The 16267-nt window shown below is 72.8% G+C and carries 16 protein-coding genes; 13 read left to right on the top strand and 3 right to left on the bottom strand.

Going from position 1 to position 16267, the window contains the following annotated elements:
• The first annotated feature begins 141 nt into the window (after positions 1-141).
• From AC1WTP_RS13740 to AC1WTP_RS13710, 7 genes are all read left to right on the top strand, one after another.
• Entirely contained in the window at positions 142-1125 is a 984-nt protein-coding gene (locus tag AC1WTP_RS13740) for a hemolysin family protein (RefSeq protein ID WP_481649659.1), read from the top strand.
• 33 nt (positions 1126-1158) lie between these two features.
• On the top strand, positions 1159-2184 hold the full coding sequence (trpS, locus tag AC1WTP_RS13735; protein WP_481649618.1) for a tryptophan--tRNA ligase: 1026 nt from the start codon (positions 1159-1161) through the stop codon (positions 2182-2184).
• 58 nt (positions 2185-2242) lie between these two features.
• Entirely contained in the window at positions 2243-2794 is a 552-nt protein-coding gene (locus AC1WTP_RS13730) for a 2'-5' RNA ligase family protein (protein ID WP_481649617.1), read from the top strand.
• A gap of 78 nt (positions 2795-2872) precedes the next feature.
• The gene (locus AC1WTP_RS13725) at positions 2873-3799 is read left to right on the top strand and encodes a YihY/virulence factor BrkB family protein (RefSeq protein ID WP_481649616.1); all 927 of its coding nucleotides are present in this window, start codon (positions 2873-2875) and stop codon (positions 3797-3799) included.
• Positions 3796-4185, top strand: coding sequence for a GntR family transcriptional regulator (locus tag AC1WTP_RS13720; protein ID WP_481649615.1), 390 nt, complete (start codon positions 3796-3798; stop codon positions 4183-4185). Before AC1WTP_RS13725 ends, AC1WTP_RS13720 begins: the two co-directional genes overlap by 4 nt.
• 19 nt (positions 4186-4204) lie before the next feature.
• The gene (locus tag AC1WTP_RS13715) at positions 4205-4846 is read left to right on the top strand and encodes an SRPBCC family protein (RefSeq protein WP_481649614.1); all 642 of its coding nucleotides are present in this window, start codon (positions 4205-4207) and stop codon (positions 4844-4846) included.
• A 57-nt stretch (positions 4847-4903) separates the two neighbouring features.
• A complete protein-coding gene (locus tag AC1WTP_RS13710) occupies positions 4904-5347 on the top strand; it encodes a hypothetical protein (RefSeq protein ID WP_481649613.1) in 444 nt (147 codons plus the stop codon).
• A gap of 63 nt (positions 5348-5410) precedes the next feature.
• On the opposite strand, the gene AC1WTP_RS13705 is transcribed toward AC1WTP_RS13710, so the two are convergent.
• The 3 genes from AC1WTP_RS13705 to AC1WTP_RS13695 all read right to left on the bottom strand — a co-directional run bounded on the left by AC1WTP_RS13705 (position 5411) and on the right by AC1WTP_RS13695 (position 8834).
• On the bottom strand, positions 5411-5779 hold the full coding sequence (locus AC1WTP_RS13705; protein WP_481649612.1) for a VOC family protein: 369 nt from the start codon (positions 5777-5779) through the stop codon (positions 5411-5413).
• Positions 5780-5980: 201 nt separating this feature from the next.
• Positions 5981-7615 (bottom strand): glycoside hydrolase family 13 protein, encoded by a 1635-nt coding sequence (locus AC1WTP_RS13700; RefSeq protein ID WP_481649611.1) that lies wholly within the window; start codon positions 7613-7615, stop codon positions 5981-5983.
• 127 nt (positions 7616-7742) lie between these two features.
• On the bottom strand, positions 7743-8834 hold the full coding sequence (locus AC1WTP_RS13695; protein ID WP_481649610.1) for a LacI family DNA-binding transcriptional regulator: 1092 nt from the start codon (positions 8832-8834) through the stop codon (positions 7743-7745).
• Between the two features lie 198 nt (positions 8835-9032).
• Here AC1WTP_RS13695 and AC1WTP_RS13690 point away from each other — a divergent pair, with 198 nt between their 5' ends.
• The 6 genes from AC1WTP_RS13690 (at position 9033) to AC1WTP_RS13665 (ending at position 16261) form a co-directional block, all read left to right on the top strand.
• A complete protein-coding gene (locus AC1WTP_RS13690) occupies positions 9033-10283 on the top strand; it encodes a sugar ABC transporter substrate-binding protein (RefSeq protein WP_481649609.1) in 1251 nt (416 codons plus the stop codon).
• Positions 10283-11923, top strand: coding sequence for an ABC transporter permease subunit (locus tag AC1WTP_RS13685; protein ID WP_481649608.1), 1641 nt, complete (start codon positions 10283-10285; stop codon positions 11921-11923). The genes AC1WTP_RS13690 and AC1WTP_RS13685 overlap by 1 nt, the downstream gene beginning before the upstream one ends.
• 113 nt (positions 11924-12036) lie before the next feature.
• Positions 12037-12849: a sugar ABC transporter permease gene (locus AC1WTP_RS13680; protein WP_481649658.1), complete on the top strand. Its 813-nt coding sequence runs from the start codon at positions 12037-12039 to the stop codon at positions 12847-12849.
• A gap of 234 nt (positions 12850-13083) precedes the next feature.
• Positions 13084-14892: a glycoside hydrolase family 13 protein gene (locus tag AC1WTP_RS13675; protein ID WP_481649607.1), complete on the top strand. Its 1809-nt coding sequence runs from the start codon at positions 13084-13086 to the stop codon at positions 14890-14892.
• A gap of 233 nt (positions 14893-15125) precedes the next feature.
• Positions 15126-15833, top strand: a complete 708-nt coding sequence (locus AC1WTP_RS13670) for a glycosyltransferase family 2 protein (RefSeq protein ID WP_481649606.1) — start codon at positions 15126-15128, stop codon at positions 15831-15833.
• A gap of 101 nt (positions 15834-15934) precedes the next feature.
• A complete protein-coding gene (locus tag AC1WTP_RS13665; protein ID WP_481649605.1) occupies positions 15935-16261 on the top strand; it encodes a hypothetical protein in 327 nt (108 codons plus the stop codon).
• Positions 16262-16267: the final 6 nt, after the last annotated feature.

Raw genomic sequence — 16267 nt, 5'->3', positions numbered from 1 at the left:
GCGTCCACGACGCGCCATCATTCCATCATAAACTCTCACGATTAAACAGAGCCGAACATGCGCGGCTGCCGGTGCCGGCGGTTCCCGGTGTCTACCATCCAAGGCATGCGGGAAGCGGGTGGTCCCGGGCTCCGGCGGCGGATGCGGGAGCGGCCACGACGCGAACCGGGCCCGCTCGCCCGGGCGGTCGCCCGGATCGTGGTCCGCGCCGCGGACGGCGCCACCCGACTGGTGACCGACCTGCTCGGCGCCAGCCCGGCCGCCGGCCGGGAGCGGATCAGCGAGGCCGACCTACGCGACCTGGTCGCCGCCAACACGGTGCTGGACCCGGAGGAACGCCGGATCATCGACGAGGTGCTGGTGGCCGGGGCGAGCCTGGTCCGCGAGGTGATGATGCCCCGCACCGAGGTGGTCTTCCTCTCCGCCCGGATGAGCATCGCCGAGGCGGCCGGGTTGGTCCGCGCCGAGCCGCACACCCGCTACCCGGTGGTGGACGGCACCCACGACGACGTGGTCGGCTTCGTGCACCTGCGCGACGTGCTGCTACGCCCGGAGGTCGACCCGTGCACCACGGTCGGCGAGCTGACCCGCGAGGTGAAGCGGCTGCCCGGCAGCAAGCGGGTGCTCGCCGCGCTGACCGAGATGCGTCGGGAGGGGCACCACCTGGCGGTGGTGGTCGACGAGTACGGCGGCACCGCCGGCATCGTCACCTGCGAGGACCTGATCGAGGAGCTGGTCGGGGAGATCCACGGTGAGTACGACGGCCCGCCCGAGCCGGTCCGTGCCGGCCTGCCCGCGGTGGTGGACGGCCGGCTCAACCTGGCCGACTTCGCCGAGCGCACCGGGGTGCACCTGCCGACCGGCCCGTACGAGACGGTCGGCGGGTACGTGATGGCGGCGCTGGGCCGACTGCCGGTGGCCGGCGACGAGGTGCCGGTGGCCGCCGAGCCGGAGGGCGCGGCCGGGCCGGGCGAGCCGTCCGCCGGGTGGCTGCTGCGGGTGCTGGCGCTGGAGGGGCGCCGGGTGGCCCGGCTCGCCGTGTCCACGGCGCGCCTGCCCGAGCAGCGACGCGAGGTCGGCGCGCCCGCCGCGCCCGGCCCGGGCCGACCCGCGGGGCCGTCATGACGCCCGCCCGGCGTTGCTGACAGAATTGCCGGCATGTCCGACGTTCCCGCCCGCCCCCGTGTCTTCTCCGGCATCCAGCCGACGGCCGACTCGTTCCACCTCGGCAACTACCTGGGCGCGGTGCGGCACTGGGTGGCGTTGCAGGACACCCACGACGCCTTCTACTGCGTGGTCGACCTGCACGCGATCACCGCGGGGCACGACCCGAAGGTGCTGAAGCAGCGGTCCCGGCTGGCCGCCGCGCAGCTGTTCGCGGTCGGGCTGGACCCGGAGCGCAGCACGCTCTTCGTGCAGTCGCAGGTGCCCGAGCACCCGATGCTGGCCTGGGTGCTGGGCTGCATCACCGGCTTCGGCGAGGCCAGCCGGATGACCCAGTTCAAGGACAAGTCGCAGCGGCAGGGCGGCGAGCGGGCCAGCGTCGGCCTGTTCACCTACCCGATCCTGCAGGCCGCCGACATCCTGCTCTACCAGGCACACGCGGTGCCGGTCGGCGAGGACCAGCGCCAGCACCTGGAGCTCTCCCGCGACCTGGCCCAGCGGTTCAACTCGCTCTTCGGCCCCACCTTCACCGTGCCGGCCCCGCACATCGTGAAGGACACCGCGAAGATCACCGACCTGCAGGACCCGACCGCCAAGATGTCCAAGTCGAGTTCCTCGCCGGCCGGCATCATCGACCTGCTGGAGGACCCGGCCCGGTCGGCCAAGAAGATCCGCTCCGCGGTCACCGACACCGGTCGGGAGATCGTGTTCGACACCGAGACCAAGCCCGGCATCGCCAACCTGCTCACCATCTACTCGGCGCTCGGTGGCCGGAGCATCGACGACCTGGTGGCCGCGTACGCCGGCAAGGGCTACGGCGACCTGAAGAAGGACCTGGCCGAGGTGGTGGGGGAGTTCGTCCGCCCGATCCAGGAGCGCACCCGCGCCTACCTCGACGACCCGGCCCAGCTGGACAAGCTGCTCGCCGCCGGCGCGGAGAAGGCCCGTGCGGTCGCCGCCGAGACGCTGCGCGTCGCGTACGAGCGGGTGGGGTTCTTCCCGCCGGTGCGCGGCGAGTAGCGCCGCGCGGCGCGACGGTACGGGTGACGGGTCGGCGGTCGGAGGGGTGGCGCGGAGCGTGGACGGCAGGGACGGGGCGCCCGGGGTGGACGACACCATCCAGATCGGGGTCGCGGTAGACATCCCCGAGCCGTGGGGGGCGATGCTGACCCGACGCCGGGCCGAGGCCGGCGACCCGCAGGCCGCCGACATCCCGGCGCACGTGACACTGCTCGGGCCGACCGAGATCCCGGTGGCGACGCTGCCCGCCGTGGAGCGGCACCTCGGCGCGGTCGCCGCCGCCCACCTGCCGTTCACCCTGCACCTGCGGGGCACCGGCACGTTCCGGCCGGTGACCCAGGTGGTCTTCGTCGCGGTGGCCGCCGGGATCAGCGAGTGTGAGCTGCTGGCCGCCGCGATCAGGGCCGCCCCCGAGCTGCGCCGGGAGACCCGCTTCCCCTACCACCCGCACGTCACCGTGGCGCAGGACGTCGCGCCGGAGGCGCTGGACAAGGCGTACGAGGACCTGGCCGACTTCTCCGCGATGTTCGAGGTGGAGGCATTCACCCTCTTCTCGCACAGCGGGCAGGCCCGGTGGCAGCCGCGCCGGGACTTCCGGTTGGGCGGCTGACCCCGCCGGTGGCCGGACGAGGGCGCGGCGGCGGGTCGGATACCCGCACGGTGGCCGGGGATCGGCGAGGATGAGCGCGTGAACGTGTTCGGCCGCCTGGAGGCGGGCATCGAGCGGCGGGTGAACGCCGCGCGCCACCGCTCCGGCGTGTTCGACCACGTCTGGCGGGCCGGTGTGCTCTACAGCGACCTGCTGGGCGGGCGGCTGGCCGCGGCGATCGCCTACTACGGCTTCTTCGCGGTCTTCGCGCTCGCGCTGGTGGCGTACTGGATCTTCGGTGCGATCCTTCAGGGCAACCCCGAGGTCAGCGCCGCGGCGGCCGGCTTCCTCCGGGAGAACCTGCCGTTCCTCGACCCGGTGCAGATCGCCGAGAGCAGCGGCACGGTCGGGGTGGTCGGCCTGGTCATCCTGGCCTTCACCGGGATCGGTTGGGTGGAGGCGATCCGCTCCTCGCAGCGGTTGATGTACGGCTTCAACCAGCAGCCGGGCAACCTGGTGGTCCGCCGGCTGGTCGACATCGGCGTGCTGCTCGTCATCTTCGTGCTGCTCGGCGTCTCGGTGGCCGCGGTCGACGCGCTGGAGTCGCTGCTGCGCTTCCTGCTGCGCAGCACCGGTTCGATCGGCCTCACCACGATCAGCGCGGTGCTGAGCGTGCTGGTGAACGCGGTGCTGGCCGCGCTGCTGCTGGTCGCCGTGCCCCGGCTGCGGATGAGCCGGGCCCGGCTGCGCCCGGTGGTGCTGCTGGTCGCGGTCGGCATCACGCTGCTCAACACCGTCGGGCGCTACTACGTGGTGCGCACCGAGCGGAACCCGGCGTACACGGTGGTGGCCGGGGCGGTCGGCCTGCTGCTCTACCTCTACCTGCTCAACCAGCTGGTGCTCTTCGGCGCGGCGCTCGCCGCGACCAGCCCGCGCGGGCGGGTGGTGGACCTCGCGGCGGGCGGCCCGCCCCCCGCCGACCTCGACGTGGACACCGATCCCGGCACCCCGGGCGGGGCCGGATGAGCGGGAGGGATGAGTTGGTGGTGATCACCGTCGACCAGGACTCGTCGGTGCCGCCGTACGAGCAGGTGCGCGGGCAGCTCGCGGAGCTGGTCGGCGACGGCCGGCTGCCGGTCGGCACCCGGCTGCCCACGGTGCGGCAGCTCGCGGCGGATTTGAACCTGGCCGCGAACACGGTCGCCCGGGCCTACCGGGAGCTGGAGGCGGCCGGCCTGCTGGAGACCCGGGGCCGGCACGGCACTTTTGTCGCACCCGGGCGGGACGATGCGATGGACCGGTTGCAGCGGGTGGCGGCCGACTACGCCGCGCAGGCCGTCCGGCTGGGGGTGCCGCCCGCGGCGGCGCTCGCCCTGGTCCGCGCCGCGCTGGAGGCGGCCCGGCCGGGCTGACCACGGCAGGAGGAGACTGATGATCGAATCGAGCGCGACGGTGGTCGAGGTCCCGGTGTCCGCGCCGCCCGATCGGATCTGGCCGGCGCTGACCGTGCCGGACGAGATCCGGGAGTGGTTCGGCTGGGAGTACGACGGCCTGGCCGACGAGATCCACCAGATCTTCGTCGCCCATGCCGAGCCCTTTCCACCGGACCGGCTGGCGCTGGCCGACGGCTCCGAGCTGCGGGTCGTCCCGGACGGTGGTGGGGCGCTGCTGCGGGCGGTCCTGCCGGCACCGGCGGACGCCGACGGAGCGGCGGAGCGGGACGCCATCGCGGAAGGCTGGCGCACCTTCTTCGAGCAGCTGCGTTTTCTGCTGGAACGGCGCCCGGCCGGCCGCCGCCGGACGCTCCACCTGACCGGCACGGCGACCGGCGGGCAGCTGCTCGCGGTGCTCGACGCGGCGGGTGCGGCCGAGCAGTGGCACGCCAGCCGGCACCAACGGATCGTGGTCGACTCCGCCGGCCGGCTGTTGGCCGCCATCGCCGAGGCCCCGCTGGGCAGCGACACAGCGTCCCCGGTCAGCCTCACCGTCAGCGGCTACGGCCTGGACGACGCCACCCTGGCTGGGTTGCGCGAGGAGTGGACGGCCCGCTGGCGCTTCCTCTCCGGTGCGTGAGGCGTGAATAGGGCGATTGCCGCCCAGGGGTCCGGCGCGACCGACCATGATGAGCCGGTGGGCGCACTCGTGACGTTGGACCTGCCGGACGACTCGCCGATGCTCGGCCTGCCCTGGATCATCACCTTCGGCCCGCTCGGCGACACCGACGAGTGGGAACCGGTGGTCTGCGGCCCGTACGAGCGGCCGCACGCGCTGGCGCTGGCCGAGGCGGTGGTGGCCGAGGAGCAGCTGATGGCGGTGGTCGAGCCGCTGCTGCCGGCGGTCTCCGCCGAGCAGATCCGGGGCGAGATCGCGGCCGCGCAGATCGCCGCCGAGGACGAGGCCGCGCAGATCGAGGAGGCCGACCTCTACGGCGACTTCGAGGACACCATCGACGAGGAGCTGGAGGCGGCCGCCGAGGCGGACCTGCGCACCGGGCCGACCGTGCCGCCCAGCGAGGCCGAGCTGCGGGAGGGCTTCCGCCGGATCGCGGCGAAGCTGACCGGCACCGGGTCCTGACCGGCGCGCCGGCGGGCGCCCGGTCCTGCCCGGGGCGCGGAGGCGGCCCGGGGATGCCGTCGGTCAGGGGCGCCGCACCGGGCCGTCCAGCACGCAGAACTCGTTGCCCTCCGGGTCGGCGAGGACGACGAAGCCCTCCGCGCCGGTCTGCCCCACGTCGGCGTGCCGGGCGCCCAGCTCGACCAGCCGGTGCACCTCGGCCGCCGGGTCGCCGTCGGCCACCAGGTCCAGGTGCAGCCGGTTCTTGTCCCGCTTCGGGGTGCCGGAACCCTGCAACCAGACCGTGGGGGCGCCGACCGCGTCCGGCGGCGGGTACAGCTTCGCGCTGCCGTCGCCGCCCCGCTCGACCGTGTAGCCGAGCGCCGCCGACCAGAACGCCGCCATCAGATCGAGGTCCGTCACGTCGAGGGTGTACTGGGCCACGTGTGCCATGCGTTTCACCTCCGGGGGCTGTCGGGGAGAGTCCTACCCACGCGGCCCGCGGCGACACGTCCGGGATGGACGCCGGCGCCCCGCGGAGCGGACTCCACGAGGCGCCGGCGCCACCTCACCCCCCACCACAAGGGGTCGGTGGCCCAGCCGCCCGTCGGCGCGGGGCACAACGGACGACCAGGTCGATGACGGGTTACCCGCTCAGCGCCGTTCGAACCAGGCGGCCGCGTCGACCGGGAGCAGGTGGCCGGAGCCCTGCCCGGTGAGCGTCTCGCTGGCGGCGATCGGCTCGCCGTACCCGTCGATCAGGGCCGGCGCACCGCTGATGTTGACCACACAGGTCAGCACGGTGTCGCCGGCGGCGCGGCTGAACGCCAGCAGGCCCGGCTCGGTCTCCAGCCAGGTCACCCCGCCGGCGCCGGCCGACAGCGCCGGGTGTCCGCGGCGGATCCGCAGCGCCGTGCGGTAGAGCTCCAGGGTCGAGCCGGGCACGCCGGTCTGGGCGGCGACCGAGAGGGCCTGCCAGGTCGCCGGGGCCGGCAGCCAGCTCAGCTCGCTGCCCGCCGGCCCGAAGCCGTACGGGGCCAGCTCGCCGCTCCACGGGATCGGCACCCGGCAGCCGTCCCGGCTCTCCCCGGTGCGCAGGAACGCCGGGTCCTGGCGCAGCTCGTCGGGGAGGTCGAGCACCTCCGGCAGGCCGAGCTCCTCGCCCTGGTAGAGGTAGGCGCAGCCGGGCAGGGCGAGCATCAGCAGGGTGGCCGCGCGGGCCCGGCGCAGCCCCTCGGGCCCGTCGCCGTAGCGGGTGACGTGCCGCTGCTTGTCGTGGTTGGAGAGCACCCAGGTGGTCGGTGCGCCGACGATGGTGGACTCGGCGAGCGCGGTGTCGATCACCTTGCGGAACGAGTCGGCCGACCAGGTCGCGTCGAGGAAGTCGAAGCTGAACGCCTGGTGCAGCTCGTCCGGGCCGATGTAGCGGGCCAGCCGCTGCGGCGTCTCGGCCCACGCCTCCGCCACCGCCATCCGGCCGCCGGGGTAGCTGTCCAGGATCGGCCGCCAGGCGCGGTAGATGTCGTGCACCTCGTCCTGGTCGAAGTAGGGGAGCCGGCCCTTGCCGAGCAGCTCCACCTGGCGCTGCCCGGTGGTCATGCTGCTGAAGCCGACGTCCGGCAGACCCTCGGCCTTGATCATGCCGTGGGCCACGTCGATCCGGAACCCGTCCACGCCCCGGTCCAGCCAGAACCGCAGGATGTCCTCGAACTCGGCGCGCACCTCCGGGTGCCGCCAGTTCAGGTCCGGCTGGGCCGGGTCGAACAGGTGCAGGTACCACTGGCCGTCCGGCACCCGGGTCCAGGCGGGGCCGCCGAAGATGCTCTCCCAGTCGTTCGGGGGCAGCTCGCCCTGCTCGCCCGTGCCGTCGGCGAAGAGGTAGCGCGCCCGCTCGGCGGAGCCCGGGCCGGCGGCCAGGGCGGCCTGGAACCAGGGGTGCGCGCTGGAGGTGTGGTTGGGCACCAGGTCGACGATGATCCGCAGGCCGAACGCGTGCGCGTCGGTGATCATGGCGTCGAAGTCGGTGAGGGTGCCGAACATCGGGTCGACGTCGCGGTAGTCGGCCACGTCGTAGCCGCCGTCGACCATCGGCGAGGTGTAGAAGGGGGTCAGCCAGAGCGCGTCCACCCCGAGGTCGCGCAGGTACGGCAGGCGCTCGCGGATCCCGCGCAGGTCGCCGATGCCGTCGCCGTCGCTGTCGGCGAAGCTGCGCACGTAGACCTGGTAGACGACGGCGGAGCGCCACCAGTCGGCGTCGGAGGTCTGCGGGATGGGGTGGCTGGCGGTCATCGAGGCGTTCCCCGTTCTGTGGCGCGGGACGGCGGCACCCGGTGGGCGGATGGGTGCTTGAGCAGGATGCCGCTCCGGCGTTGCAAGAGTCAAGCAGTTCTTGCGCAAGAAATGGCGACGTTCACCGTCAGGCCGGTACGGCGAGCGCGGGCGGCGCCGGTCGCTGCCCGGTCACCCCACCGGTGGCCGCCCGCCGCCCGCCGGCCGCCGGGGCGACCGCGGTGGAGCCGCGCACCACCAGCTCGGGGCGGAACAGGTACTCCGAGTGCGGGGCCGCGTGCCCGTTGATCTCGTCGACCAGCGCCCGCACCGCGGCCACCGCCATCGCCGTCACCGGCTGGCGCATGGTGGTCAGCGGCGGGTCGGTGAACGCCATCAGCGGCGAGTCGTCGTAGCCGACCACCGAGAGGTCCGCCGGCACCGACAGGCCGCGCTGCCGGGCCGCCCGGATCGCGCCGAGCGCCATCAGGTCGGAGCCGCAGACGACGCCGGTCACGCCGCGGTCGAGCAGCCGTCCCGCGGCGGCCTCGCCACCCTCCACACCGAACAGCGACAGCTCGGCAAGCTCGTCCAGCTCGGCGGCGGGCAGCCCGGCCAGCCGGCTCATCGCGCTGCGCCAGCCGGCCACCTTCCGCTGCACCGGCACGAACCGGTCCGGGCCGGTGATCAGGCCGATCCGGCGGTGCCCGAGCGCCACCAGGTGGGCCACGGCCAGCTCGGCGGCCTCGCCGTCGTCACAGGAGACGAAGGGCGCGCCGATCCCGGGCACGTACCCGTTGATCATCACCACGGGCAGCGGGCGGGCGATCAGCGCCCGGTAGCGGTCGTGGTTGGCGGCGGTGTCGGCGTGCAGGCCGGAGACGAAGACGATTCCGGAGACCTGCCGGTCCAGCAGCATCTCGACGTACTCGTCCTCGGTGACCCCGCCGGCGGTCTGGGTGCACAGCACCGGGGTGAACCCGCTCTGCGCCAGCGTCGACTCGATCACCTGGGCGAAGGCGGGGAAGATCGGGTTGTCCAGCTCCGGGACGACCAGGCCCACCAGGCCGGCGCTGCGCTTGCGCAGCCGGGCCGGGCGCTCGTAGCCGAGCACGTCGAGGGCGGTCAGGACGGCCTGCCGGGTCTCCGGGGCCACTCCCGGGCGGTCGTTGAGCACCCGCGACACCGTGGCCTCGCTGACTTCGGCCTGTTGGGCGATGTCGGACAGTCGAGCGCGCATGGCGGCACTTTAGCTCACGGGCAAGATCTTGCGTACACTCCTGCAAGCCCTTCCATTCCCTGCAACGTCTTGCTAACGTCCCCGCAACATGCGAGAGCAGCGGCGCGGCACCCTAGCGCCGGTTGGTAAGAACTTACAGAGGTTTCCACTGGCGGGCCGCCCTTCCCCCGGCGGACCGCCATGACGACAGGAGTACCGATGCGCATCCGTACCGCGGGTGTGGTCGCCGCCTTCGCCCTGGCGCTCGCCGCGTCCGGCTGTGGCGGCGGCAGCGACGAGCCGGCCGCCAACGAATCCCCCAAGGCTGCCGCCGGCGGCAAGCTGGTGATCTGGGCCGACGACAAGCGGACCGCGGCCCTCAAGCCGTTCGCCGAGAAGTTCGGCCAGGAGAACGGCGTCACCGTCGAGGTGCAGGCCGTCTCCAAGGACCTGCAGACCAACTTCGTCACCGCCTCGCAGCAGGGCAGCGGCCCGGACGTGGTGGTCGGCGCGCACGACTGGATCGGCAACCTGGTGCAGAACGGCGCCATCGACCCGGTGCAGCTGACCGCCGAGCAGAAGAGCGGCTTCAACTCCACCGCCGTCAAGGCCGTCACGTTCAACGGCCAGCTCTACGGCGTGCCGTACGCGATGGAGAACGTCGCGCTGATCCGCAACACCGCGCTGGCCCCCGAGGCGCCCAAGACCATCGAGGAGCTGGTCGCCGCCGGCAAGAAGCTCAAGGCGGAGAAGAAGGCCAGCGAGATCCTCTGCCTGCAGTCGGGCCAGAACGGCGACGCCTACCACATCTACCCGCTGTACACCTCGGCCGGCGGTTACCTCTTCGGCACCACGGCCAACGGCGACTACGACCCGAAGGACCTGGGCGTGGGCAAGCCGGAGTCGATCGAGGCGTTCAAGAAGATCGCCGCGCTCGGCGAGAAGGGTGAGGGCGCGTTGAAGCGCTCCATCACCGGCGAGAACTCGATCGCCAACTTCGGCGCCAAGAAGTGCGCCTTCCTGGTCTCCGGCCCGTGGGCCATCGCGGACGCCAAGAAGGCCAACATCTCCTACGACATCTCCCCGGTCCCCGGCTTCGCCGGTGGCAAGGAGGCGCAGCCGTTCGTCGGTGTCCAGGCGTTCTACGTGGCGTCCAAGGGCAAGAACAAGGCGCTGGCCCAGGAGTTCGTGGCCAACTACGTGACCACCCCGGAGCTGGCCGTGGCGCTGTACAACGCCGAGCCCCGCCCGCCGGCGCTGACCGCCGCGCTGGACCAGGTCAAGGGCACCGACCCGGACCTGGCCAAGTTCCAGGAGGCCGGCAAGAACGGCCAGGTGCTGCCGGCGATCCCGGCCATGGCCGCGATCTGGGACCCGTTCGGCAAGGCGGAGGCCGCGGTCATCGGCGGCGCCGACCCGGCCAAGACGATCACCGCGGCCGGCAAGACCATCTCCGGCCAGATCAAGTAATGAGCTCGCCGCTGTCCGGCCCGGGACCTGCCCAGCAGGTCCCGGGCCGGGAGCCCGTCGGCTCCGGGCTCCCGCGCTCGTCCCGTACCGCGCGGCACCACGCGCCGATCACCGCGACCGGCCTGCTCGTCAAGGTGATCCTGCTCGGCCTGACGGCCGGCATCGCGATCTGGGCGGCCTTCCCGCTCGTCGAGGCCGAGATGTGGGTCGGGCTGGCCCTGCTGGCGGTCACCACCGCCGGGCTGTTCTACCTCTACCTCACCCGCCGGCACATCCCGGCCAAGTATCTGGTCCCCGGCACCCTCTTCCTGATCGCCTTCCAGGTCTTCCCGGTGCTCTACACGGCGAGCACCGCCTTCACGAACTTCGGCGACGGGCACCGCGGCAGCAAGGACGAGGCGATCGTCGCCATCCAGACCGCCTCGGTGCAGCAGGTGCCCGGCTCCACCGAGTACGCCCTCTCCATCGCCACCACCGGCGACCCCGCCACCGGCTCGCTGGTCTTCCTGGTCACCGACCCGGCCACCGGTGTCGTCTCGGTCGGCGACGCCGAGGGGCTGCGCCCGTTCGACCCGGCCGACGTCACCGTCGCCCCCGGCGGCAAGGTCACCGCCGCCGACGGCTACACCGTGCTGAACTTCGGCCAGGCCGGCGCCCGCAGCCAGGAGATCACCGACCTGGTCGTGCCGACCGCCGGTGGCGCGATCCGGTCCACCGGTCTCACCCGCGCCTACGAGGGCAAGGCCGTGCGGGCGTACGACGCGGGCTGCGACTGCGTCCGGGACACCGAGACCGGGAAGACCTGGACCGCGGACGAGGCCAGCGGCTCCTTCGTCGCCGCCGACGGGGACCGGCTGGCGCAGGGCTGGAAGGTCAACGTCGGGCTGGACAACTTCGCCCGGGTGCTCACCGAGCCGGCCATCTCCGGTCCATTCTTCGGCACGCTGATCTGGAACTTCAGCTTCGCGATCGGCTCGACCGGGCTGACCTTCCTGCTCGGCATGGCCATCGCGCTGGCGCTGCACTCGCCCCGGATGCGCGGCACCAACCTCTACCGGGTGCTGCTGATCCTGCCGTACGCCATGCCGTCCTTCGCCATGCTGCTGGTCTGGCGGGACATGTTCAACACCGACTTCGGCCTGATCAACAACCTGTTCGGGCTCGGCGTGGACTGGTTCGGCCAGGACTGGTCGGCCCGGGCGGCGGTGCTGCTGGTGCAGCTCTGGCTCGGCTACCCGTACATGTTCCTGGTGGCCACCGGCGCGCTCCAGGCCATCCCGCGCGAGCTGACCGAGGCCACCTCGGTCGACGGCGCGTCGCCGTGGCAGTCGTTCCGGGCGGTCACCCTGCCGCTGCTGCTGGTGGCGCTCTCCCCGCTGCTGATCGCGTCGTTCGCGTACAACTTCAACAACATCAACGCGATCTGGCTGACCACCGAGGGCGGGCCGTTCCCGGCCGACAACCCGACCAACGGGGCGACCGACCTGCTGATCACCTACACCTACCGGTTGGCGTTCGGCGCGCAGGGCGCGGAGTTCGGCATGGCCGCGGCGGTGTCGATCTTCATCTTCGCGATCGTCGCGGTCGTCTCGGCGATCAGCTTCCGGCGCACCCGCAAGCAGGAGGAGGTGTACGCGTGACCACGCTCAGCGGTGTCCCGGTCGCCCGCGAGACGGGCGGCACGCCGGTCGCCAACCGCAGCGCCCGGGGCGGGCGGCGCAGCCGCTGGCTCCGCCAGGTCGGCTGGCGCCACCTGGTCGGGGTGCTGGCGGTGGCGTTCAGCCTCTTCCCGATCCTGTTCGTGCTCTCCGCGGCGCTCAACCCGCGCGGCACGCTCTCCTCCACCAGCCTGGTGCCGACCGAGGGGGTGTCGTTCGAGAACTTCGGCAACCTCTTCGAGAAGTTCGCGTTCGGGCACTGGTTCCTCAACAGCCTGCTGATCGCCGGCACGGCCAGCTTCGTGTCGATCTTCCTCTCCGCGCTGGCGGCGTACGCCTTCTCCCGGATGCGCTTCGCCGGCCGCCGGATCGGGCTGCTCACCCTGCTGCTGATCCAGATGTTCCCGCAGTTCCTGGCGATCGTGGCGATCTTCCTGATCTTCACCACGGTCACCGACCTGTGGCCGGGCATCGGGTTCAACACTCCCTGGGGGCTGTTCCTGCTCTACATGGGCGGTGCGCTCGGCGTGAACACCTGGCTGATGAAGGGCTTCTTCGACACGCTGCCCCGGGAACTGGACGAGTCGGCCACCATGGACGGCGCCAGCCACGCCCAGGTCTTCTTCCGGATCATGCTGCCGCTGGTGGCGCCGATCCTGGCGGTGACGGCGCTGCTCTCCTTCATCGGCACGATCAACGAGTTCATGATCGCCAACGTGTTCCTCACCGACACCGAGTCGAAGACCCTGGCGGTCGGCATGTTCGGCATGGTGGCCGGCGAGCGGAACAACAACTTCGGGATGTTCGCGGCGGGCACCCTGCTCACCGCGATCCCCACCGTGCTGGTGTTCCAACTCCTCCAGCGCTACATCGTCTCCGGCCTGACCGCCGGGGCCGTCAAGGGGTGAATCGGCGGGTGGCCGCTCGCCGTCGCGCGCGAGGCGGGTGGCCACTCCCACCGGCACGGGCGGCGTTCGTGCCATCCCGCACGGGCGCCGGCGGCGTCCCGCCACGGGCTGCGCGGCAGGGGCGTCGTGCCGACGTACCCCGGAGCAGTCACGGGCCGACCGCCGCGGCCGGGAGACCGGCCGCGGCGGGCGACCCCTTTCTCTCCCCGGCCGACCAACGCGAAAGGTCACACCATGTCGTCCCAGCCGCACCACGACGGGTCCGAGCTGTACGTCCCCGAGCAGCAGCCGTCGCTCGGCGACACCGTCGACGTCTTCGTCCGGGTGCCGGCCGGCGCCGACGTCCGGCAGGTGCACGTGCGGACCACCGGCGACGGGGAACCCCGGTTCGCCGAGGCGGTCATCGACCGGACCGCCGGCGGCGACGTCTGGTGGCGGGCCGCGGTCGAGGTGCGCAACCCGGTCAGCAACTACCGGTTCATGCTCACCGGCGCGCGCGGCTACCGCTGGCTGAACGCGGCCGGACTGTTCGGTCACGACGTGCCGGACAACGGCGACTTCCGGCTGGTCTCGTACGACCCGCCGCCCGCCTGGGCCCGGGACGCGGTGATCTACCAGATCTTCCCGGACCGGTTCGCCCGCTCGGCCGCCGCCGACGGCCGGCCGCTGCCCGACTGGGCGATCCCCTGCGACTGGGACACCCCGGTCGTCGGGCGCGGCCCGGAGACCCCGCGCCAGTTCTACGGCGGCGACCTGGACGGCGTCACCGAGCGGCTGGACCACCTGGCCCGGCTCGGCGTCAACACCGTCTACCTGACCCCGATCTTCCCGGCCCGCTCCAACCACCGCTACGACGCGGCCAGCTTCGACACCGTCGACCCGCTGCTCGGCGGGGACGCCGCGCTGGCCCGGCTCGCCGACGCGGTACGGGCCCGGGGCTGGCGGCTGCTCGGCGACATCACCAGCAACCACACCGGCGACGCCCACCAGTGGTTCACCGCCGCCGCCTCGGACGTGCACGCGGCCGAGCGCGAGCTGTACTACTTCGACGAGGTGACCGGCGACTACGAGTCCTGGAACGGGGTCAAGTCGCTGCCGAAGCTGAACTGGGGCAGCGCCGAGCTGCGCCGGCGCTTCGCCACCGCCGACGACGCGCTGCTGCGCCGCTGGCTGAGCCCGCCGTACGGGTTGGACGGCTGGCGGGTGGACGTGGCCAACATGACCGGCCGGCGGGGCGCGGACGCGTACACCCACGAGGTGGCGGCGCTGCTGCGCCGGGTGGTCGCGCAGACCCGCGCCGACGGGCTGCTGATGGCCGAGCACGGCCACGACCACACCGGCGACCTGGACCGGGACGGCTGGCACGGCACCATGAACTACGTCGGCTTCACCGACCCGGTCTGGTCCTGGCTGCGGCACGGCGACCAGCCGGTGCCGAACTTCCTCGGCACCCCCGGCGGGGTGCTGCGCCGGGACGCCCACTCGGTGCTCGCCACCATGAACACCTACCGGTCGCTCATCTCCTGGCGGTCGTACGTCCACTCGTGGCAACTGCTCGGCTCGCACGACTCGGCGCGGATCCGGACGGTGGTCGGCGACGCCGCCCGGCACGAGGTCGCCGCCGGGCTGCTCGCCACCATGCCCGGCACCCCGATGGTCTTCGCGGGTGACGAGCTGGGGCTGACCGGCGACAACGGCGAGGGATCGCGGACCCCGATGCCGTGGCACCGGCCGGAGAGCTGGGACGCGGGCACGTTCGCCGCCTACCGGGCGCTGATCGCGCTGCGCCACGCCGAGCCCGCGCTGCGCCGCGGTGGGCTGCGCTGGCTGCACGCGGACGCCGACACCCTGGTGTTCCTGCGCGAGGCGCCGACCGGGACGGTGCTGGTGCTGGCCCGCCGCGCGGCCGGCGCGCCGGTCCGGCTGGTCGGCCTGCCCGCCGGCGAGAACGTCTACGGCGGGGCGCCGGCGCTGCGGCCGGACGCCGCCGGCGCGTCCACCCTGCCGGGTGACGGTCCGACCTTCCAGGTCTGGCGCCTCTGACGTCCGCCGCGCCGCCGGTTTCCGCCGCGGGGCGCGGTGCGGTGCGCCACCGGCGAGACGTCGGATGACGCGCGGGAACGGGCCCCGATGTGCGCCGCCGGCTCGGCGTTGCCATTATGGAATGGTTTGACCATCGGGACACCAGTGCCCGTCTCCGATCTGCTTCACTGGCGCGTCATCGGCGAGGCCACCGCGTGCCCGGCGTCCGCGCCCGTTGACCACTGGAGAATCCCGTGAAGCTGTCGATCCTCATGCCGGTCTACAACGAAGAAGCGCGCGTCGCGGACGCCGTGAAGCAGGCGCTGGCGGTGGAGTACCCGTGTGAGATCGAGCTGGTGGTGGTCGACGACGGGAGTCGGGACGGCACGGGGGAGGTCCTGGGCCGCACCGATGACGTCCGGTTGCGGGTGATCACGCATCCACGCAACGCGGGCAAGGGCGCCGCGATCCGGACGGCGGCGGAGCACGCCCGGGGCGAGTACCTGGTGATCCTGGATGCGGATCTGGAGTACGACCCGCAGGACATTCCGCAGTTGCTGGCACCGGTGCTCGACGGCCGGGCCACCGTGGTGTACGGCAACCGGACCTTCGGCAGCCACAGTGCGTACAGCTTCTGGTACGTGATGGGCAACCGGGGCGTCACGACGGCGGCGAACGTGTTGTTCAACTCCTACCTCGGTGACCTGGAGACCTGTTTCAAGTTGATGCCGGTCGCCCTCTACCGGTCGTTGGAGATCCGCTCCCGCGGATTCGGGATGGAGGCGGAGGTGACCGGGAAGCTGTTGCGGCGGCGGATCCGGCCCTACGAGGTGCCGATCAGTTACCGGGCGCGGGGCCGGGAGGACGGCAAGAAGATCACCTGGCGGGACGGGATCGAGGCGTTGTGGATCCTGGGCCGGGAGCGCATCCGCCGTGAACCCGCCGGCACCGCCACCCGCTGACCCGGCGGCAGGTCGTGATGGCGGGAGAGCGTGGTTCGGGCGCCGTCGGTCGCCTCGTCGTCCGGGTCGTCGTGGCAGCCGTCGGCGTCGGTTGCCTGGTCGTGACCGGCCAAGGGGCCTGGCGGGCGACCGGTTACGGGGTCACGTACCTGCGCGACCCCGGGTACAACCTGGAGGGTCGGCGCGCCCAGGTGGACTTCGAGTCGCTGCGCCGCGAGTTCGCCGACCAGGTGCCGCCGGGCAGCCGGGTCTACCCGACCGTTGACGAGGTCCTCTGGCAGCAGCGGTTGGCCGAGTTCGCCGCCCTGGCCGGCAGCGTGGTCGTCGCGCAGCCGGACGCGGCGGACTACCTGGTGGGCGTGGTCGACGTGGCGCAACCCGGGCCGACGGGCCCGCGGGCCCGGCTGATCGTCCGGAGGGCCGGCTGAGGATGC

This window comes from Micromonospora sp. R311, assembly GCF_056780015.1.
This window is presented reverse-complemented; position numbering and strand designations above follow the sequence as displayed.